The sequence below is a fragment of the Caballeronia sp. SL2Y3 genome, from assembly GCF_022879575.1.
In the GTDB taxonomy this organism is placed as follows: Bacteria; Pseudomonadota; Gammaproteobacteria; order Burkholderiales; family Burkholderiaceae; genus Caballeronia.
In genome coordinates, this window is sequence record NZ_CP084260.1 from 1,560,615 (window position 1) to 1,579,045 (window position 18,431).

Consider the following 18,431-nt stretch of genomic DNA (forward strand, 5'->3'; position numbering starts at 1 on the left):
CTTAGTTCATGAGAATGCCGCTTTGGAGCGCGGTCGCATGGTTGCGAGCGGCGTATGGGGGCGCTTACATGGCGCCGTCCGAGGCGCGCGGACGCCTCGCGTGCATGCGTTGATCGCGGCGTTGCAGCGACTCGCGCTCGGCAAGTGTCTGCTGATAGATGGCCACGTATTCGCTACCGACTCTTTCGACTGAAAGCCGCTGAATGTCTTCCCGCGCGCGCGACGCATACTGCCCGCGGGCTTGCGAGTCGAGCAGGAGCCAGCGCAATTTCACGGCGGCCTGCGCCGGATCGCCCGGCGCGACGAGCACGCCCGCGCCACCGCCATCGAGCAATTCGGGAATGCCGCCCACGCGCGTCGCGAGAATGGCGCAGCCCGCTTCGCGCGCCTCGGCGATCACGAGCGGACACGGGTCCTGATGCGATAAGAGCGCAAAGACATCGGCGTTCGCGAGATAAGGGCGCGGGTCCGTCACGAAGCCCGTGAAATGAACAGCGGATTGCAGGCCGAGTTCGGCGGCGAGCGCCTCCATCGACTCGCGCTCGGGACCATCGCCGATCAGGTACAGGTGCGGCTCCGCGATGAAGTCGCGCTGATGCGCCGTTTGTTCGCGCACCATCGCGAAGGCCTTCAAAAGATCCGCGATGCCCTTTCGCCGATACATTCCCGCGACGCAGACGACGCTCGGCCGCTTCATCGGCACCGGGCGCGCCGCAGGACGGCACGTGAGGCGCGGCGCGCCGACCGCGCCGTTGAGCACGACCGATACGCGCTCGCGTCCGATGCCGCGCTCCTCGAGCGTACGCGCGACGGCATCGCTCACGGCGACCATGCGGTCGCCCGCGCGCACGAGCGACGCGCTCTTCTGGAGTTCGTGATGCACGGTGGTCACGAGCGCGAAGCGGCGGCGCATGCTGCCGAAACGCGAGATGAGCGCGCCCGTCATCATGTGCGCGTGAACGATGTCGGGATCGAAGCGATCGATGAGACGATTGAAGCCCGCGATCATCGAGGGCACGCGCCAGGGCTGTCTCGACTGCTGCAAAGGAATGTGCGTGATGCCATGACGCCGCAACAGCGGCTCGAAGCCGCCGCCCGACGAAGCGACGACCACGTCGTGTCCCATGCGCGCCTCGATGCATGCGAGATCGACCATCATGTTGACGGTGCCGTTGCCGATGATCTGCGCGTGATTGGCGAGATGGACTATTCGCATGAGGGTGCCGGTTGCGCGTGCCGGCATACGTGAATGCGCCGGCCGCGCGGTTCGTTATCGTTATGAAGAAGAGCTACGGATACCGCAGAGACGCACACGAGAAAGACTCGGGGCGCGCGTCTCGCTTCAGAGCAGTTCGTACGTATTGGCGAACGCGTTGGCGCCCGCTTGCTGCGACTTGCTGGCGCTCGTTTCGCGCGCCGTGCGGCTTTTTCTTGTCAGACCGATGTAGGGCATGCCGTGTTCGAGGAACGGCCCCTCGGTCTTGCGAAAGCCGAACGCTTCGTAGAACGCACGCAAACTCACGGGCGCCGTTAGCCGCACCGCGCGGCCCGGCCAACGTTCGGCGCACACGTTGAGCACGCGCTCGATGAGCGCGTGCGCGGTGCCATCGCCACGGCGCAGCGGACTCGTCAGGATTTTGTCCACGACGACTTCGGGATCTTCGATATCGCCTTCGTGGATGCGGGCGTAAGCGAGCACCGGCATCGGGCGCGTCATGTCGTCGGTTGCGAAGACGTGCACGCCGGTTTCATCGCGGCCGTCCGCATCGAGATGCACATGCGACTGCTCGACGACGAACACCGCACTGCGCGCACGCAGAATCAGATAAAGCTCGCGCGCAGTGAGCTGTTCGAAATCCAGGGTCTTCCAATTCATTGGTTGTTCTCCTTGCTGCCGGTTTCTCACCGGCGTTGCGACGATTGAACGTTACGTCCCGCGAAACAAGCTTTCAGTGCGGGGGCGCACCGACTCCAGGGCTTGCAGCCCCGTCAAATAAGGTCAACCACACAAGAGGGCGTCTTCGGGGAAAAGGACGCCTTCACGAGATCCATCACGACATCTCAGCCGAGTCCCGCGCCACGCGGGCGACTCGCGCACGTGCCGCGATAGCGCTCGCGTCGTTGCGCACCTTCATGGGAAAATCACAATGCAACCCGCCATTGAACGCGGCGCCTCAATAAGCGATAAAAACAAAGGCGATAAAAGCGCAGGTAAAAACAACGAATGCTTCGGCGCGCACGCGGTATCGGTTGCCGGCTTTTCAGGCCCGAGGTAAGCCCATGAGCGCGTTTCATACCAGCGGTATGACGAGTTCCGGCGTCAGTCGTTCACGCGTCGTTTCACTCGACCCTTTGCGCATGCGCGCGAAACGTCATCGCGCGCATGGGCTGCATCGTGCCGAACGCATCTGGCGCGATGGAGCGGACCCTGTCGATCTGTGGATCGAACTCCTGCATGGCAATCAACTCGAACCGCTTGCCATGCTGGCCTACACGGTCGCGCAGGACTTCGAGGACGATCAGTTCACGCTCGGCCGTCCGCCTCGTGAAGACATCGAAAAGCTGTACGGCCTGCAGGTCCACGAACTCGCCGTATTCGGCTCGCTCGAAGAACGCGCGCTCGTGCAAACGCGCCGGGGCAATACGGTGCTCGTCGAGGGCGATGCCTTCTTCTTGCCCGACATGCGCGCGACTCACTATCGGCGCGAGCATGTGAAGACGACCATCGCCATCGATGTGATCGACCCCAACGCACGACGACTCGGTTACTTTCATCACAGCGGTTATCACCTTCTTCACGGCGACGACTACGACGGCGTGCTGGGAACCAGCACTGCGCACGATGCGGCTTCAACCGGTGCAACGGGCACAACGCAAGGGCAAGCACTGTTCCCGCATGTCGAGTTCGTCAAGCGCGCGCGCGAATCGCTCGGCGGGACACCGCTTGCGGAAGCGTCGGCGGACCTGTTGTGCGCGCATCTGCTGCGCCGTCCGATGCACAACCCGATATCGCGCTGGCGCAGCGCGTTTCCCGCACACGTCGAAACGATGCTCGAGCGCGGAGAAGCGTATGCGCGGCCTTATGCGTCTCATGTGATGCGTCAGCTCGGCGGCAACTTCGAACTGCTCGCTCATTACCTCGAATGGATGCGCGAACAGGGCTTCGACATTCCGGTGACGACCCACGTGGGCGCGCGCGCGATTGCGAGCGAAGCGATGGCTCTGCAATGCCGGCTCGCGAGGGCGCTTGCGAACGGGCAAGCGGATCTCTGCGACGCGTCGTTCGACATCATGGAAGCCGCGTATGAACGCGTGGTGCCCACGCTGGCGGCTATCGTCTGCTGATCGTTCGACTGCGGTGTGCGTCGCCCACACGCGCATGACATCGCGATGATTCCCGTCGCGTCATGCGCATTTCACGCCCGCATGGTGAGATGCGACGAGCGGCAACGATCCTATTGTCCCCGATGAAACATTTCCGCGCTGCGTAATGGCGCGTTCCATACGTTCGTCACGCACGCCCGGATATCGGGTCGACGCTCGGAACCCATGCGCCTTTCGCAAACGTTTGACGCGCGCATCGGGGTTTTTGAGGGAAAAGCCGGTCGCTCCCATGCCCTATGTGGGCGAAGTCACGCCCTCTTGCAGGCACGATTCACGCATTCGGGCGCGGCCTAGCCCACAGACGAGCCGTTTCGTGCAACGGGCGCAACGTTTAGCCGTTTGCGAAATTGCCATGGAACACATTCTTCACTGCGCGCCAAGGCTTGTGCAGCAAGGCTCTCGCGGGAGGCAAGAGGGCTTGCGGCGGCAGCGCGTTCGTTAGGGCACGAACATGATGGAACACAGATGAATCAATTTTCAATGTCCCTACAAAAGGAGGGGTTCTCTCGGCGGGACGCGGGCCTCTGAGGCTTATCGCACGGTGATCGTCAAAGCCCGGCCCCGTCCGCGAGCGGTTTGCGCTGACGATACCCCTCCGGGCGCATGGGGATTCCTAAGACCACCGATGTTCAAGACTGAAACAAAAAGACGACGCTGCGCCGCACCACAGTGGGGGTTCGAGCAGTGAGGCCCCACCAGCATTGACGTTCGCCGCATTGGCACAGTCCTCGCTAAAAGAGTCGCGCAACCCGAAGCGACGCGATCTACTAAATCAACTCAAGCGAGCACGGGCTGTTAAACGGGGCTGGTGTGAGACGTTTTCATAGCCGCGACAGACGCGACCCGAGAACGATCACACCAGTAAAGAAAAAAGTGAAGCGCAACGCGCGAAGTTACGAGAGAACAAACATGCTGACCCTTCAGTCCGACCTGCACGGCAACCACCTCCTCGGCGCCCTTCCGGCACATGAGTGGCAAGCTCTGACTCCGCATCTCGAACTGGTTCAACTCCGCACCGAGCAACTGCTCTGCGATTCGGGCCAACGTATTCATCACGTGTACTTCCCGACCACCGCCATCATTTCTTTGCTGCATACGATGGAAGACGGCGGGTCGGTCGAAATCGCCGCAGTCGGCCGCGAAGGCATGACGGGCGTGCCGGTCCTGACCGGCGGCGAAACCATGCCCACGCGTGTCCAGGTGCAGTGCCCGGGCTTTGCGTATCGCATGAGCGCCCAGGCGCTGCGCGAACAGTTCGGACGTTCGGACTTTCTGCGCCGCCTGATGCTCCTCTACATGCAGGCCCTGCTCACGCAAGTCGCGCAGACCGCAGCATGTAATCGTCATCATTCGCTTAACAAGCAGTTGTGCCGCTGGCTTCTGATCGAAATCGACCGCACCGCGTCGAACGAACTGCAAGTCACGCAGCAGCTGATTGCCGACATGCTCGGCGTGCGCCGCGAAGGCGTGACCGAAGCGGCCGGCAAGCTGCACGATGCGGGCCTCATCCACCATAGCCGCGGCTGCATCAAGGTGGTGGATCGCGAAGGGCTGGAAGCGCGCGCCTGCGAATGCTACGGCCTCGTCAAACGTGAGTTCGACCGCCTGCTGCCGCGTCTGCGCGCGCAGGAGACGGCTTCGGCCTCCAGTGTCTGAGATACGGATGCACAATAAAAGTCACGATATGTTCGGCTGGACAGCGCGCTGTCTGGACGTGTTCTTCGTCATCGCGGGCGGGGTGATCGCGCATTCGATGCGCTTTTCCTCGCTCGAATTCAGCGATATCGAGAAGCTCCTGATCGCATTCAATAGCGTGCTGGCATTGCTGTTGTTCCCGACGTTCGGCGTGTACGAAGCCTGGCGCGGCAAGCCGCTTCCGATGATGCTGGCGCGCGTCACGCTCGCGTGGATGACGGTGGCCGCCGCGGCGCTTCTGCTCGCCTTCACGCTGCATCGCATGGATGCGGTGTCGCGGCTGTGGTTCACGTATTCGACGCTCATCTCCGGCGCGCTCATCGTGGTCGCGAAATGCGTGGTGTACGCGAGCCTTCGTATCATGCGCGGCCGCGGCTTCAACCAGCGCACGGTGGCGATCGTCGGCGCGCAGGGCTTCGCGCGCACGCTGCTCGCGCATCTGTCGAGCACGCCCGAGCAAGGCTTCACGCCCGTCTGTCTGCTCGACACGACGGGCGACGAAGAACTGCATGCGAGCGGCCTCGGCAGCCGGCCCGGCGCGTCCATGCGCCTGCCGGTGCTCAACGATTTCGACGAGCTCGTCGAGAAAGTGCGCGCCGAGGACATCAACGAAGTGTGGCTCGCGCTGCCGCTTTCGCAGGAACACACGATCTATCGCTTCGTGCATGCGCTGCGGCACGACTTCGTGAATCTGCGGCTCATTCCGGACACGCGCAGCATCTCGCTCTTCAATCATTCGATGACCGATGTCGCGGGGCTCGCGACCATCAACCTGACGACGTCGCCTGTCAGCACCTTGCAGATGTGGCCGAAGATGCTGTTCGACCGCTGCTTTGCCGCGGCCGCGCTGCTCGCGCTCTCGCCGATCATGATCAGCATTGCGATCGCGATCAAGGCCACGTCCGAAGGGCCGGTGTTCTTCACGCAGAACCGCAAGGGCGCCGACGGACGGCCGTTCAAGATCTACAAGTTCCGTTCGATGGCCGTGCATCGCGAGTCGAAGGGACACGTGACGCAGGCGACGCGCAACGACCCGCGCGTGACGAAGATCGGCGCTTTCCTGCGCCGCACGAGCCTCGACGAACTGCCGCAGTTCATCAACGTGCTGTTCGGCGACATGTCGGTGGTCGGGCCGCGTCCGCATGCGATCGAACACGACGATCTGTACAAGGATCTCGTCTACGGCTACATGTTCCGCTACCGCATCAAGCCGGGCATTACCGGCTGGGCGCAGGTGAACGGCTATCGCGGCGCGACCGAGAAGGTCGAGAAGATGCAGAACCGCGTGAAATTCGACCTGTTCTACATTCACAACTGGTCGTTCTGGTTCGACATCAAGATCGTCGCGATGACGCTGTTCAAGGGCTTCATCGGACGAAACGCGTACTGAGCGCGCTGCATCGAAAGAAAACGGGCCCGGCGACTCGCGTTGCCGGGCCCGTTGCGCTTGGCTAAGGCGCTTCAGTAGTCGATGCGCTCGACGCCCTGCTCCGTGCCGAGCAGGCACAGGTCCGCGCCGCGCGCCGCGAACAGACCCACCGTCACCACGCCCGGCCACGCGTTGATCTGCGCTTCGAGTCCGCGCGGGTCCGTAATGGAGAGGCCCTTCACGTCGATGATCTCGTTGCCGTTGTCGGTGATAAACGGCATGCCGTCCTGCGTCACGCGCACGATCGGCACGCCGCCGAGCGCGGTGACCTTGCGGCCGATCGCGGTGCGCGCCATCGGCACCACTTCGATGGGCAGCGGGAACGTGCCCATCACGTCGACGCGCTTGCTCGCATCCGCAATGCACACGAATACCTCCGCCACCGACGCCACGATCTTCTCGCGCGTGAGCGCCCCGCCGCCGCCTTTGATCATCGCGCCGCTCGCGTCGATCTCGTCGGCGCCGTCCACGTAGACCGGCAGCGTGTCCACGTCGTTCAGGTCGAACACCTTGAAGCCGTGCGATTCGAGCCGCGCCGTCGTCGCGAGCGAACTCGAAACGGCCCCGCGATAACGCGCTTTCGAGGCGGCCAGCGCGTCGATGAAGCAATTGGCCGTCGATCCGGTGCCGACGCCGATGATCGAGCCTTCGGGCACGTGCGCGTTCACGTAGTCGGCCGCGGCCTGGCCGACGCGCTGCTTGAGTTCGTCCTGAGTCATGGAAATGGTGCTGCGCGTGAGGGTAAAACGCGATTTTATCGGAGCGCGCGCCGCCTTCCCGCGCTTTTTGCGCAGGCGGTCAGAGCATGCCGTGCAGGAATCCGAGCGGATCGTGCGTGCGCGCGACGGACGCGATGAACGCGAACACGATGGCCGCCAGCACGCCGAAAACAGCGCGTGCGCCTTTCGTGCGGCCGCGCTTGAGGGAAAACGTGCCGAGCACGATGTAGACGACGAGGCCGGCGATTTTCGCGCCGAGCCACGCCGCGTTCGGCCCGAAGCCGATGATCGCGACGAGCGCAACGGCGCTCGCGAGCAAGAGCGTATCGACGATATGCGGCACGATTCTGGTCGCGCGCGCGGCGAGAAGGCGCGAGTCCGTCAGCATCCAGATCCAGCGCACAACGAAGCCCGCGATGCTCAGGCCCGCGCACGTCATATGGAGCGCGCGCAGCGGCAGAAAATAGTCGCCCATTTCTTCTTTTGTCTAACGCAACGGTCAGGGGAAGTACTTGTCCAGCAAGGCCTGCGCGATGGCGTCGGTTTGCGCGTCCGCGTCGCCCGCGTAGTCCGAGGGCCGGAAGTGCATCTGGAACGCGCCGAAGACGCGGCGCGTCTTCTCGTCGAGGATGCCGTCGGTGGCGACGTCGTAGCCGTAGCGTTTCAGCTTTTCCTGCAACGCGCGCACGTCGCACGGCGCTTTGGGATCGCGGCCCGCGAGATGCGCGGCGACGGTCGCGTCGTCGGGCCATGCGCCGATGCCCGCCTCGTACAGCGTGCGCCACGGAAAGAGCGGGCCGGGATCGATCTTGCGCTGCGGCGCGATATCGCTATGGCCGACCACGCGCGTCGGCGGAATGCCGTATCGCTCGACGATGTCGCGCGAGAGCTTCACGAGCGCATCGACCTGCGCGGGCGGATACGGCTGCCAGGTTCGGCCGGCGGGGGTATCGATCGGTCCGAGATTCACGTTTTCGATGCCGATGGACGACGCGTTCAGTTCCGTCGCGCCCTGCCAGTAGCTCTGGCCGGCATGCCACGCGCGCTTGTCTTCGGGCACGAGTTGATAGACGACCGGCTCGCCGTTCTCGATGCGCGGCGCGTCCGGCACGACGTAGTGGACGCTGACCTCATCGCCCGTGAGGACGGCGAGCGAGCGCGCTTCGTCGATTTCCGTGTAGTGCATGACGAGGAAACGCACGCGCGAATCGGCGTTTTTCGCGTGGTGTTGGGTGTCGGCGATGTAGGTGCCGCGGTTTTGCATGGTGGGGGTGCAGGCGGTGAGTGTTAGAGCGAGCAGTAGTGCGGTTAGGCGTGCGAACGTGCGATTGATGTTCACGAATGCATCCCACGCTCATAGCCGGCCTGTTCGCGTCGTCGCGCGTCCCCATCATTCGAACCGTCCCATATCGAACGGACGAAGAGCGCATGAGCCAAGAGTGCGTCGAAGCTCGGCCGAGACTCAGGGTTCCTCGGTAATCGGATCGACTGACCGGCGAGCCGCTCGTATTCACTGTGCCTTAGCTCTGGAGAAACCATTACACGAAGTGTGTCGGGCTCGATGGCAATCAATGCGCGGTCGTAGAGCGTGTGCAGGTCGGACCGAAGCAAGAGTCCGTTTGAGACGACGTTGGTTTCTTTGCCCATGTACCGGCAAATGTGCGCTGCTTCCAGGACCGGAATCACATCGCATCCGGAGATGGCGCAGCGGCGTTCGTAAGCTTCAAGCATGGATCGGCGGAATGCCGGTTGACCTTCACGCAAAACTATCGACGCTTCCACCCATCGGCGGGCGTCTTCAACACTCGAAGGGCGAAACGGGGCGGATGTATGGATCGCCTCCTCAAGTAGATCTATTTGTTGCGCAAAGTCATCGTAGCGATCTCCGCTCGGACCAACCAACTGAAAGTAGCCCTCGTGCCAACCCGTCACGAATGCCAAGCCTAGCACCAGGTAGCGCGGCTGGGGCTTAGCTTTGACTTGGCGCATGACCCCGACCGGAATCCCGTCTCGCTGACAGGCTAGCAGAGCGAGATTGGTGAATTGACTGTCGCGCTTGCTCGGGTCCTGCTGTTCCTGGAAATACCGATATGTCCATGACCCGTCTGGATTTGCAGTTGGGTCATGATCTGCATAAGGCCCATTCAGCGATTGACGCACGCTGACGGCGTATTCCAGACCAGCAGGTTTGTGAATTCCCTTGGCCTTATTGACGAGGAATGTTCCATCGGGCAAGGGCTTAGGCCAGGCTATCTCTTGGCCCTTGTTAGTTTGGAACCATTGCAAGGCAGCTCGGTGACGAGGAGCCAATTGTTGAAGAAGCGTGTTCAGGGATGCCATCGACAAGTTACTGCCACGTCCGTCGGTATTGTTAAGTTACTTCTTCACCATCCTCTGCCGCACGGCCTCGAACAGGCACACCCCGCTCGCCACCGACACGTTCAGGCTCTCCACCGCGCCCGCCATCGGGATATGCATGATCTCGTCGCACGTTTCGCGCGTGAGGCGGCGCATGCCCTCCCCTTCCGCGCCCACGACGATCGCCACCGGGCCGTCGAGCTTCGTCTCGTAGACGCTCGCCGTCGCTTCGCCTGCCGTGCCGATCACCCAGACGCCGGCGTCCTTCAGTTCGCGCAGCGCGCGCGCCAGGTTCGTCACCGTGATGTACGGCACGCTTTCGGCCGCGCCGCTCGCCACTTTCGCGGCGGTCGCGTTGAGGCCCGCCGAACGATCGCGCGGCGCGATGACCGCGTGCGCGCCCGCCGCGTCCGCGACGCGCAGGCATGCGCCGAGGTTATGCGGGTCGGTGACGCCGTCCAGCACGAGCAGCAACGGCGTTCCCGAGATGCCGTCGAGCAGTTCGGCGAGGTTCTGCGCGAGCGGCAAGTCGTGCGCGCGGGCCATCACGCCCTGATGCTGGATATTGCCCGCGAGGCCCCACAGACGCCCTTCGTCGGCGGCGATCAGACGCACGCCCGCGTCCTTCGCGGCACGCAGGAAGTCCTGCATGCGCCGGTCCTTCCGCGTGGGGTCGTACAACACTTCCTCGATAGACGAGGCATCCGCCCGCACGCGCGCCGTCACCGCGTGGAACCCGTAAAGAACCTTGAGACGAGACATGACTGATTCGAACCTTCGTGATGACCATGAAAAGCACGACGCGGCCCGGCGCAAAGCGCACCGGACCGCGCGTATTCGTTGACGCGATGAGCGCCGCCTAGCGTTTCTTGCGCGCCGGCCGCCCCTGCGCCGCCGACTTCGACGCCGAGTTGGACGTCCCCCCGCGTTTCTTCGCCGCGCCGCCGCGCGCCGCCGGTGATGCGCCCTTCTTCGTGCCGCCGCGCTGACGCGTGCTCGGCGCGTCGTCGTTCAGCGGACGAATGCGCGGACCCGCTGCGCCATTCGCGCCATTCGCGCCCGAGGCGCCGTGATCGCCCGCGCCCGACGACGAACGCGGCGACGGCTTCACGGGCGTATCGCGCACCAGACGGAAGTCGATCTTGCGTGCATCGAGATCGACGCGGCCCACCTGCACGCGCACGCGATCGAACATGCGATAGCGGATGCCGGTGCGCTCGCCGCGCAGCTCGTTCTTGATCTCGTCGTACTGGAAGTAGTCCGAGCCGAGCTCCGTCACATGCACGAGCCCTTCGATGAAGAGCGAGTCCAGCTGCACGAAGATGCCGAACGACGTCACGCCGTTCACCATGCCGCCGTATTCCTCGCCGAGCTTGTCGCGCATGAAATAGCACTTGAGCCAGGCTTCGACGTCGCGTGACGCTTCGTCGGCGCGACGCTCGTTCGACGAGCAATGCAGGCCGAGTTCTTCCCACACCGCGACACTGTTGCGCGACCGGCCGCGCGCGCTGTCGTCGGCCAGTTGCATTTCGCGCGCGGCTTTCGTCAAGCCCGTGCTCAGCGAAACGTCATGGCCGATATCCGGCACGTATTTCTTGCCCTGCAGAATCGCGTAAATGGCGCGGTGCGTGAGCAGGTCGGGATAGCGGCGAATCGGGCTCGTGAAGTGCGCGTAGGCCTCGTACGCGAGCCCGAAGTGACCGATGTTGTCCGGACTGTAGACGGCCTGCTGCATCGATCGCAGCACCATCGACTGAAGCATCTGCGCGTCGGGCCGGTCGCGGATTTGCGCGATCAGCGCGGCGTAGTCGCTCGCGTGCGGCTTGTCGCCGCCCGTCAGCGTCAGGCCGACGCCACGCAGAAACTGGCGCAGGTTTTCGAGCTTTTCCTCGGTCGGCCCCGCGTGCACGCGGTACAGGCCCGGATGCTTGTTGCGCTTCAGAAAGTCCGCCGCGCAGACGTTCGCCGCGAGCATGCACTCTTCGATCAGCCGATGCGCGTCGTTGCGATGACGCGGCAAAATCTGCTCGATCTTGCCCTGCGAGTTCACGACGATATACGTCTCCGTCGTGTCGAAGTCGATCGCGCCGCGCTTCTGGCGAGCCGCGTGCAACGCCTTGAAGACGCCGTAAAGGTTCTGCAACTGCGGCACCAGTTCCGCGCGCCGCGCGGCTTCCGGGCCCTTGGTGTTGGCGAGCACGGCCGCGACTTCGGTGTACGTGAGCCGCGCCGCCGAGTGCATGACGCCCGGATAGAACTGGTACGCCTTGATCTCGCCGCGCGCCGTGATGATCATGTCGCACACGAGCACGCAGCGGTCGACGTCCGGGTTCAGCGAGCACAGCCCGTTCGAGAGCTTCTCGGGCAGCATCGGGATCACGCGGCGCGGGAAGTACACCGACGTGCTGCGGTCCAGCGCGTCGACATCGAGCGGCTCGTTCGGGCGCACGTAGTGCGACACGTCGGCGATCGCCACGAGCAGGCGGAAGCCCTGTCCGCGGCCGACGGCGACGGGCTCGCAATACACGGCGTCGTCGAAGTCGCGGGCGTCTTCGCCGTCGATCGTGACGAGCGGCACGTCGCGCAGATCGACGCGATGGCGGATGTCCACCGGCCGCACTTCGTCGGGCAGCTTCGCGGCGGCGGCGAGCGCCGCATCGCTGAACTGATGCGGCACGCCGTACTTGCGCACCGCGATCTCGATTTCCATGCCGGGATCGTCGATATCGCCGATCACTTCGGCCACGCGCCCGAGCGGCTGCGAATGGCGGCTCGGAAAGTCCGTCAGATCCACGGACACGACCTGCCCCACTTTCGCCTTCTTCGGGTTCTGCGTGATGAGAATGTCGTGGCCGATGCGCTTGTCTTCCGGCACGAGAATGAGCGCGCCGTTTTCATTCACGAGCCGCCCGATGATGCGCTTGTTCGCGCGGTCGGTGACTTCGACGATATGGCCTTCGGGCCGCCCGCGCCGGTCGTAGCCAACGATGCGCGCGAGCACGCGGTCGTTGTGCATGACCTTCTGCATTTCGCCGTTGGGCAGGAACAGATCGTCCTGGCCGTCATCGCGGATCAGGAAACCGAAGCCGTCGCGATGACCTTGCACGCGCCCCGCGACGAAGTTCGACGGATGCGTGAGCTGATAATGGCCGCGCTTGTCGAGCCGAATCTGCCCGTCGCGTTCCATGGCCGCCAGTCGCTTGAAAAATCCTTCGCGCTCCTGGCGCTTGATCGACAGGGCCTCGGCGATGTCGTTCGCGGAGTGAGGCGTTTCGCTCGTGCGCAGCACACCGAGAATCTCTTCGCGGCTGGGAATCGGATACGGATATTTGCTCAAGGGCTTAATAGAGTTCTTCTCGTTGGACTGGACTTTCGCCGTGTTTTGCCGTTAGTCGAGCGGCAATCGTTGAAATCATTCTAACACTGCCTATTGTGGACTCCGGCCGCCAGGCCGGCGCTTGCTCGTTGCCATTGCAGCAAACGCTGGCCCCGCCGCGACCGGCGATGAAACGCTTGACAGCGGCTCGCGAGTCGCTATAATGGCGTTCTTTGCTGCTGACGCAGACAAAGAAATACGCAGCAACGCACCCTTGCCCAGGTGGCGGAATTGGTAGACGCACTAGGTTCAGGTCCTAGCGGTGGCAACACCGTGGAGGTTCGAGTCCTCTCTTGGGCACCAGATGTCAGGAAACGCCACCTTCGGGTGGCGTTTTCTTTTTATGCGGAGACCGTGTTTTTCGGCTCCTGCCAGTCGTGAAGCGCAGTTGACACGGCTCGGCTTCCCGCTAAAATAGCGGGCTCGCTGTACCCCTTGGCCCAGGTGGCGGAATTGGTAGACGCACTAGGTTCAGGTCCTAGCGGTGGCAACACCGTGGAGGTTCGAGTCCTCTCCTGGGCACCAAGGTCCCTTTCCCGCGAAAAGCCCCACGCAAATGCACGTGGGGCTTTTTGTTTTCCGCGCGCGGTTTTCTTTCTTATAAGCGGCTTCGTTTTGCTTTCGTTTTTATTCGGCTTCTGACCGGGTTAAAGCGAAATGAATGGATCGGCCGCGCTATCGTCTTTTCTCCATCAGTAACGTTCAGCACGCTCGTAAACAGCGGCGTACACTCGTCCTGCCCGCGTGACCGCATGAGCGCCGCGTGCAACCGCATTGCATATCAAGCTGATCAATACTGATTCGGAGACCGAGGCGATGAGTTGGACGCGAGAACAAAGAAACGTGACGATTGCCGCTTATCTCGGCTGGACGCTGGACGCATTCGATTTCTTCCTGATGGTTTTCGTCCTGAAAGACATCGCCGCGGAATTCAACACGAAGATTCCCGAAGTCGCGTTTGCGATCACGCTCACGCTCGCCATGCGCCCTATCGGCGCGCTGATTTTCGGCCGGCTCGCGGACAAGTTCGGCCGCCGTCCGACGCTGATGGTGAATATCGCGTGTTATTCATTGCTGGAATTGCTATCCGGCCTCTCTCCCAATCTGACGACGCTTCTCATCTTGCGCTCGCTCTTCGGCATCGCGATGGGCGGTGAATGGGGCGTCGGTTCTGCCCTGACGATGGAAACCGTGCCGCCCAAGGCGCGCGGCTTCGTCTCCGGCTTGCTGCAAGCCGGTTATCCGAGCGGTTATCTGCTCGCGTCAATCGTATTCGGCGTGCTGTATCAGTTCGTCGGCTGGCGCGGGATGTTTTTCGTCGGCGTGGCGCCCGCGCTGCTCGTGCTTTATGTTCGCGCGCATGTGCCCGAATCGCCCGCATGGCAAGCGATGGAAAAGCGCAAACGTCCGGGCCTCCTCGCGACGCTCAAACAGAACTGGACGCTTTCTCTCTACGCGATCGTTCTGATGACCGCATTCAATTTCTTCTCGCACGGCACGCAGGATCTTTATCCGACGTTTTTGCGCGAACAGCATCACTTCGATCCGCATACGGTGTCCATCATTACCATCGTGCTGAATATCGGCGCGATTGTCGGAGGGCTGTTTTTCGGGTCGTTGTCGGAGCGAATCGGGCGGCGCGTGACGATTTTCATCGCCGCACTGATTGCGTTGCCGGTACTTTATGTGTGGGCGTTTTCGGTGACTCCGGTTGCGCTGGCAATCGGCGCGTTTCTGATGCAGATCTCAGTGCAAGGCGCGTGGGGCGTGATTCCGGTGCATTTGAACGAGATATCGCCGGATGAGATTCGCGCCACTTTTCCTGGGCTCGTGTATCAACTGGGCAATTTGCTGGCCGCAATCAATGCGACGATGCAGGCGTCGATTGCCACTTCTCACGGAAACAACTACGGCATGGCGATGGCGATCGTCGCGGGTACCGTCGCGGTGGTGATCGCGGCGTTGATTTTCTTTAGCCGGGAGCGAAGGGGGATCGATATGACGCGGTCGGCGCAGGAAGTGGGGGCGACGGGATAGGGCTTGGGGCGGACCTGTCGAAACGCCTCACCCCACGACTCCCGCGTGCGCTCAACGGAAGAATGCTTGCACTTGGCCGTTTACACGGGACCGCTCCGGCACCGTCAAACGGGAAGACAAGTCATGACGCAAACGCACGTCCGTCGCCTCCTCTACTCGACGCTCGCGTGCGCGCTGTCAGCGTCGATCACCGCTAGCCCCGCGCCCGCCCGAGCGACTCCACAGCCGGCGGTCAACGAAATCGCCACCCAGACCGCCGACCAACAAGCCCAATGGCTCGCACGCGCCGCCGCCGACGGCACGCTCGCGCGCCTCAGCGACGACGAACTCGTCGCCCTCTTCCGCGCGCTCGATCCCGCGACGCTGCCGCGCTACCTGCGCGATGGCTTAGCCCGCTATGCATCCTGCGAATTCACGATCGTTCGACGCGAGCGCATCGGCGGAAAATGGCCGGAGCGGCCCGACCACATGCTCGTGCGCGTCACGCGCGAACCGCTGCGCGTCTACGCCAGATGGCTGCCCGATGGCGCCCATGCGGGCCAGGAAGTCATCTACGACGCGTCCAGGCGCCCCGGCGAACTCTACGGCCATCTCGGCGGCTTGCTCGGTGTCGTGCCGATGTGGACATCGCTGAACGGACCGCTCGCCCGCGCGCAATCGAATCATTCGATCCGCGAACTCGGCATCGATGCCGTGACGCAGCGTTTTATCGACGAAGGCAGGAAGTTCGCCGACGCCGGCATCACGCGGCCGTCGGATATCGCGGTGACGACCGTCAACGGCGCGCGCGTCGTCGCGTTGACGTATGTCGCGCCGGCCGGGCAGCCCGACTTCTATGCGAAGCGCGAACTGCTCGACCTCGATCTCGAAGCGCCGCTGATACGCGCGGTCGAATCCTTCGACAACGAAGGCAGAGTGTTCGAAAGCGCCGTCTTCGAGCACATCGAGCCGAAGCCGTTCGACGGCCTGACATTCGATCCGCGCAACCCCGACTACCGGTTCTGAAGCGCGCGCCGATTGCGTGACATGCGCGGTAACACGCGCATCCCGCCTATGGGCAGCGTTTAAGCAGCGTTTAAGTCTCGCCTAAGTTTCGGCCGATACGCTTGCCGCACTTCATCATCGACATCCACGACGCCGCGCTGCCCGCGGCGCGAATCGTCATGTAAACCAAGGAGTTCGCGCATGAACCTCCGCTCTGCTTCGGCTCCGGTGCGAGCCATCAAACGGCTCTTGAGTCATCACGAAATCGCCACGCTGCTTTTGCTGATGCACGCGCCGATCGACGCGATGGCCGCGCCGCCCGACGTAACCTCGCTGCAGGAATACGGCTACGTGGAAATCGTCTCGCCCGACGCGGACGGTCCGAAGGTGCGCCTCACCGACGACGGCAACGCCGTTCTGCGCGGCCTGGGCGTCAAGTAAGCGCCCGTCTAGCCGTCGCGATCTCTGTAATAATCGGTCGACCTTCTTAACCGACCGAGGAGTGATTCGCGATGCCCGCCATGGAACCCATCGTTCAACGTGTGCTGCTGACCAACGACGACGGCATCGACGCGCCCGGCCTAGCCGTGCTCGAAGCCGTTGCCGCAGAACTCGCGCACGAAGTCTGGGTCGTCGCGCCCGAGCACGATCAGAGCGGTACTTCGCACTCCATCAGCCTGCATTCGCCGCTGCGCATCTCGCGTCAGGGCGAGCGGCGCTTCGGCGTTCAGGGCACGCCCGGCGATTGCGTCGTGATGGCCGCGCGGCATCTCATGAAAGACGCGCCGCCGACGCTCGTGCTCTCGGGCATCAATCGCGGCGCGAACCTCGGCGTCGAGACGATGTTCTCGGGCACCGTGGGCGCGGCGATGACGGGCCTTCTGCTCGGCCTGCCTTCGATTGCGCTCAGTCAGACGTTTTCCGACCGTCAAAGCGTGCGCTGGGATACGGCGCGCGCGCTCGCGCCCGGCGTGATCCGTCAGTTGCTCGCCATCTCGCACGACGCACCGACGTGTCTCAACGTCAACTTTCCGGACTGCGATGCATCCGCGGCCGGTCCGCTCACCGTGACGCGGCAGGGCGTCGGGCTCGTGGAAGGCATCGACGTGCTCGATGAGACCGATCCGCGCGGCATCGACTACTTCTGGCTGAGATTCCAGCGCGGTCAGCGCGAGAATGCGCCCGACAGCGAAACCGCCGTTGTCGCAAGCAAGCGCATTTCGGTGACGCCGCTGCATTTCGATCGCACCGATCCGCGCACGTTCGACGTACTCGAAGCCGGTCTGCGCGGCGGCGCTTAAGCCTAGAGCCTTTCCTCCCAGACGCAACGCACGGTTCCTCGTATGCTGCGTCGGCAACGCGCCGGGCAACGCTTCGGGCGCCACCATCACAAAAACAAGGAGGCAATATGAAGCACTTCGTCCGCATCGCGGCTGGCGCGCTTATCGCGGTGTCGGCGGCGGGCGCGTTCGCGCAGGCGTCGTCGCCGGCGGGCACTTGGCAAACCATCGATGACGCCACCGGCAAGCCGAAGGCGATCATCCAGATCATCGACGACGGTAACGGGCAGCTTTCCGGCAAGGTAGTGCGCGGCATCGGCGAATTCGATCATCCGGACCGGCGCTGCACCGCGTGCACCGACGACCGGAAGGATCAACTGGTGAAGGGCATGACCATCATCACGGGCATGAAGCAGAACGGCGATACGTGGGAAGGCGGCCAGATTCTGGACCCGGAAAACGGCAAGCTGTACAAGTGCAAGATGAAGCTGGAAGACGGCGGGCAGAAGCTGGTGGTGCGCGGTTATATCGGCGTGTCGCTGCTCGGGCGCTCGCAAACGTGGGTGCGGCAACAGTAGCGTTTCTTCACGCGCAAAGAAAAACGGGCGGAAGACTGCGTGTCTTCCGCCCGTTTCTTTTGGTTCAGCGCGCAGTTCAGGCAGCGTGACGAACCGGTTCATCGCCTTGCGGCGAGCGCGCCGCCGCGATGGCGCGCATCGGCTCCAAGGCTTCCGCGGTCGCAACCGGCAATTCGGCCGGCACGCGCATGCGGGACGTCATCAGGCCGTACAGCGATTCACCGGCGGGGCCGAAGAGCTGTGTCATCACCCGCAGCAACACGCCCGACTCATGCCACGCCTTGAAGCGGCGATGGCACGTCTGATACGACGGATATTTGCGCGGCAGCGTGGACCACGACGCGCCGCTGTACATGACCCAGAGCACGCCGTTGAGCACGGCGCGAGTGTTGGCCAGAGGACGGCCGCGCAACTCCGAGCGCGGACGCAATTCCGGAAGCAGCGGTGCGACCATCTGCCATTCTTCGTCGGACATATCGCGGTAGGGTTTCACGGCATTCTCTCCAATTGGCTGCTGATTAACTGGCCAGAACAATACCGAGTGCCCTTCAACCGGCAAATCAGAGAGGTCCTAATCTTGAAAATCCGGCG

Annotated in this window: 17 protein-coding genes and 2 tRNA genes; 10 read left to right on the plus strand and 9 right to left on the minus strand. The window is 63.2% G+C overall.

Annotation, left to right across the window (positions count from 1 at the left end; all coding sequences use genetic code 11):
* Positions 1 to 64: 64 nt before the first annotated feature.
* Both LDZ26_RS07345 and LDZ26_RS07350 read right to left on the minus strand, forming a co-directional pair.
* A complete protein-coding gene (locus LDZ26_RS07345) occupies positions 65 to 1,216 on the minus strand; it encodes a glycosyltransferase family 4 protein (protein WP_244846559.1) in 1,152 nt (383 codons plus the stop codon).
* A 126-nt stretch (positions 1,217 to 1,342) separates the two neighbouring features.
* The gene (locus tag LDZ26_RS07350; RefSeq protein ID WP_244846562.1) at positions 1,343 to 1,876 is read right to left on the minus strand and encodes a GNAT family N-acetyltransferase; all 534 of its coding nucleotides are present in this window, start codon (positions 1,874 to 1,876) and stop codon (positions 1,343 to 1,345) included.
* 482 nt (positions 1,877 to 2,358) lie between these two features.
* On the opposite strand from LDZ26_RS07350, the gene LDZ26_RS07355 reads away from it, so the two are divergent.
* The 3 genes from LDZ26_RS07355 (at position 2,359) to LDZ26_RS07365 (ending at position 6,469) form a co-directional block, all read left to right on the plus strand.
* Positions 2,359 to 3,345 carry a DUF1839 family protein gene (locus LDZ26_RS07355; RefSeq protein ID WP_244846565.1) on the plus strand — a complete coding sequence of 329 codons (987 nt, stop codon included), beginning with the start codon at positions 2,359 to 2,361 and terminating at the stop codon, positions 3,343 to 3,345.
* Between the two features lie 948 nt (positions 3,346 to 4,293).
* On the plus strand, positions 4,294 to 5,040 hold the full coding sequence (locus tag LDZ26_RS07360) for a Crp/Fnr family transcriptional regulator (protein ID WP_159836384.1): 747 nt from the start codon (positions 4,294 to 4,296) through the stop codon (positions 5,038 to 5,040).
* Positions 5,041 to 5,068: 28 nt separating this feature from the next.
* Positions 5,069 to 6,469, plus strand: coding sequence for an undecaprenyl-phosphate glucose phosphotransferase (locus LDZ26_RS07365; protein WP_244846568.1), 1,401 nt, complete (start codon positions 5,069 to 5,071; stop codon positions 6,467 to 6,469).
* A 71-nt stretch (positions 6,470 to 6,540) separates the two neighbouring features.
* Here the strand turns inward: LDZ26_RS07365 and rpiA are convergent, their stop codons facing one another.
* The 6 genes from rpiA to rnr all read right to left on the minus strand — a co-directional run bounded on the left by rpiA (position 6,541) and on the right by rnr (position 12,922).
* Positions 6,541 to 7,227, minus strand: coding sequence for a ribose-5-phosphate isomerase RpiA (gene rpiA / locus LDZ26_RS07370; RefSeq protein ID WP_244846571.1), 687 nt, complete (start codon positions 7,225 to 7,227; stop codon positions 6,541 to 6,543).
* Between the two features lie 79 nt (positions 7,228 to 7,306).
* Positions 7,307 to 7,702: a SirB2 family protein gene (locus LDZ26_RS07375; protein WP_244846574.1), complete on the minus strand. Its 396-nt coding sequence runs from the start codon at positions 7,700 to 7,702 to the stop codon at positions 7,307 to 7,309.
* Between the two features lie 24 nt (positions 7,703 to 7,726).
* Positions 7,727 to 8,560 (minus strand): N-acetylmuramoyl-L-alanine amidase, encoded by an 834-nt coding sequence (locus LDZ26_RS07380; RefSeq protein WP_244849080.1) that lies wholly within the window; start codon positions 8,558 to 8,560, stop codon positions 7,727 to 7,729.
* A gap of 2 nt (positions 8,561 to 8,562) precedes the next feature.
* Positions 8,563 to 9,567: an HNH endonuclease gene (locus LDZ26_RS07385; RefSeq protein WP_244846577.1), complete on the minus strand. Its 1,005-nt coding sequence runs from the start codon at positions 9,565 to 9,567 to the stop codon at positions 8,563 to 8,565.
* A 36-nt stretch (positions 9,568 to 9,603) separates the two neighbouring features.
* On the minus strand, positions 9,604 to 10,347 hold the full coding sequence (rlmB, locus tag LDZ26_RS07390; protein WP_244846579.1) for a 23S rRNA (guanosine(2251)-2'-O)-methyltransferase RlmB: 744 nt from the start codon (positions 10,345 to 10,347) through the stop codon (positions 9,604 to 9,606).
* Positions 10,348 to 10,444: 97 nt separating this feature from the next.
* Positions 10,445 to 12,922 (minus strand): ribonuclease R, encoded by a 2,478-nt coding sequence (gene rnr / locus LDZ26_RS07395; RefSeq protein ID WP_244846580.1) that lies wholly within the window; start codon positions 12,920 to 12,922, stop codon positions 10,445 to 10,447.
* Between the two features lie 255 nt (positions 12,923 to 13,177).
* On the opposite strand from rnr, the gene LDZ26_RS07400 reads away from it, so the two are divergent.
* The 7 genes from LDZ26_RS07400 to LDZ26_RS07430 all read left to right on the plus strand — a co-directional run bounded on the left by LDZ26_RS07400 (position 13,178) and on the right by LDZ26_RS07430 (position 17,840).
* Positions 13,178 to 13,264, plus strand: a tRNA-Leu gene (locus LDZ26_RS07400).
* A 135-nt stretch (positions 13,265 to 13,399) separates the two neighbouring features.
* Positions 13,400 to 13,486: transfer RNA gene (locus LDZ26_RS07405), tRNA-Leu, on the plus strand.
* A gap of 291 nt (positions 13,487 to 13,777) precedes the next feature.
* Entirely contained in the window at positions 13,778 to 14,998 is a 1,221-nt protein-coding gene (locus LDZ26_RS07410) for an MFS transporter (protein ID WP_244846581.1), read from the plus strand.
* 123 nt (positions 14,999 to 15,121) lie between these two features.
* A complete protein-coding gene (locus LDZ26_RS07415; protein WP_244846582.1) occupies positions 15,122 to 16,003 on the plus strand; it encodes a DUF1571 domain-containing protein in 882 nt (293 codons plus the stop codon).
* 180 nt (positions 16,004 to 16,183) lie between these two features.
* Positions 16,184 to 16,423: a hypothetical protein gene (locus LDZ26_RS07420; protein WP_244846583.1), complete on the plus strand. Its 240-nt coding sequence runs from the start codon at positions 16,184 to 16,186 to the stop codon at positions 16,421 to 16,423.
* A 71-nt stretch (positions 16,424 to 16,494) separates the two neighbouring features.
* A complete protein-coding gene (gene surE, locus LDZ26_RS07425) occupies positions 16,495 to 17,283 on the plus strand; it encodes a 5'/3'-nucleotidase SurE (RefSeq protein ID WP_244846586.1) in 789 nt (262 codons plus the stop codon).
* A 107-nt stretch (positions 17,284 to 17,390) separates the two neighbouring features.
* Positions 17,391 to 17,840, plus strand: coding sequence for a DUF2147 domain-containing protein (locus LDZ26_RS07430; RefSeq protein WP_244846588.1), 450 nt, complete (start codon positions 17,391 to 17,393; stop codon positions 17,838 to 17,840).
* Positions 17,841 to 17,916: 76 nt separating this feature from the next.
* On the opposite strand, the gene LDZ26_RS07435 is transcribed toward LDZ26_RS07430, so the two are convergent.
* Complete coding sequence (locus LDZ26_RS07435) at positions 17,917 to 18,333, minus strand: transposase (protein WP_244846590.1); 417 nt, start codon at positions 18,331 to 18,333, stop codon at positions 17,917 to 17,919.
* Positions 18,334 to 18,431 lie beyond the last annotated feature (98 nt).

What these genes read in the sequence shown, in the direction of transcription:
- LDZ26_RS07345 (WP_244846559.1), bottom strand. Translation starts at nt 1,216, where the DNA reads ATGCGAATAGTCCATCTCGCCAATCACGCGCAGATCATCGGCAACGGC.
- LDZ26_RS07350 (WP_244846562.1), bottom strand. Translation starts at nt 1,876, where the DNA reads ATGAATTGGAAGACCCTGGATTTCGAACAGCTCACTGCGCGCGAGCTT.
- LDZ26_RS07355 (WP_244846565.1), top strand. Translation starts at nt 2,359, where the DNA reads ATGCGCGCGAAACGTCATCGCGCGCATGGGCTGCATCGTGCCGAACGC.
- LDZ26_RS07360 (WP_159836384.1), top strand. Translation starts at nt 4,294, where the DNA reads ATGCTGACCCTTCAGTCCGACCTGCACGGCAACCACCTCCTCGGCGCC.
- LDZ26_RS07365 (WP_244846568.1), top strand. Translation starts at nt 5,069, where the DNA reads ATGTTCGGCTGGACAGCGCGCTGTCTGGACGTGTTCTTCGTCATCGCG.
- rpiA (WP_244846571.1), bottom strand. Translation starts at nt 7,227, where the DNA reads ATGACTCAGGACGAACTCAAGCAGCGCGTCGGCCAGGCCGCGGCCGAC.
- LDZ26_RS07375 (WP_244846574.1), bottom strand. Translation starts at nt 7,702, where the DNA reads ATGGGCGACTATTTTCTGCCGCTGCGCGCGCTCCATATGACGTGCGCG.
- LDZ26_RS07385 (WP_244846577.1), bottom strand. Translation starts at nt 9,567, where the DNA reads ATGGCATCCCTGAACACGCTTCTTCAACAATTGGCTCCTCGTCACCGA.
- rlmB (WP_244846579.1), bottom strand. Translation starts at nt 10,347, where the DNA reads ATGTCTCGTCTCAAGGTTCTTTACGGGTTCCACGCGGTGACGGCGCGC.
- LDZ26_RS07410 (WP_244846581.1), top strand. Translation starts at nt 13,778, where the DNA reads ATGAGTTGGACGCGAGAACAAAGAAACGTGACGATTGCCGCTTATCTC.
- LDZ26_RS07415 (WP_244846582.1), top strand. Translation starts at nt 15,122, where the DNA reads ATGACGCAAACGCACGTCCGTCGCCTCCTCTACTCGACGCTCGCGTGC.
- LDZ26_RS07420 (WP_244846583.1), top strand. Translation starts at nt 16,184, where the DNA reads ATGAACCTCCGCTCTGCTTCGGCTCCGGTGCGAGCCATCAAACGGCTC.
- surE (WP_244846586.1), top strand. Translation starts at nt 16,495, where the DNA reads ATGCCCGCCATGGAACCCATCGTTCAACGTGTGCTGCTGACCAACGAC.
- LDZ26_RS07430 (WP_244846588.1), top strand. Translation starts at nt 17,391, where the DNA reads ATGAAGCACTTCGTCCGCATCGCGGCTGGCGCGCTTATCGCGGTGTCG.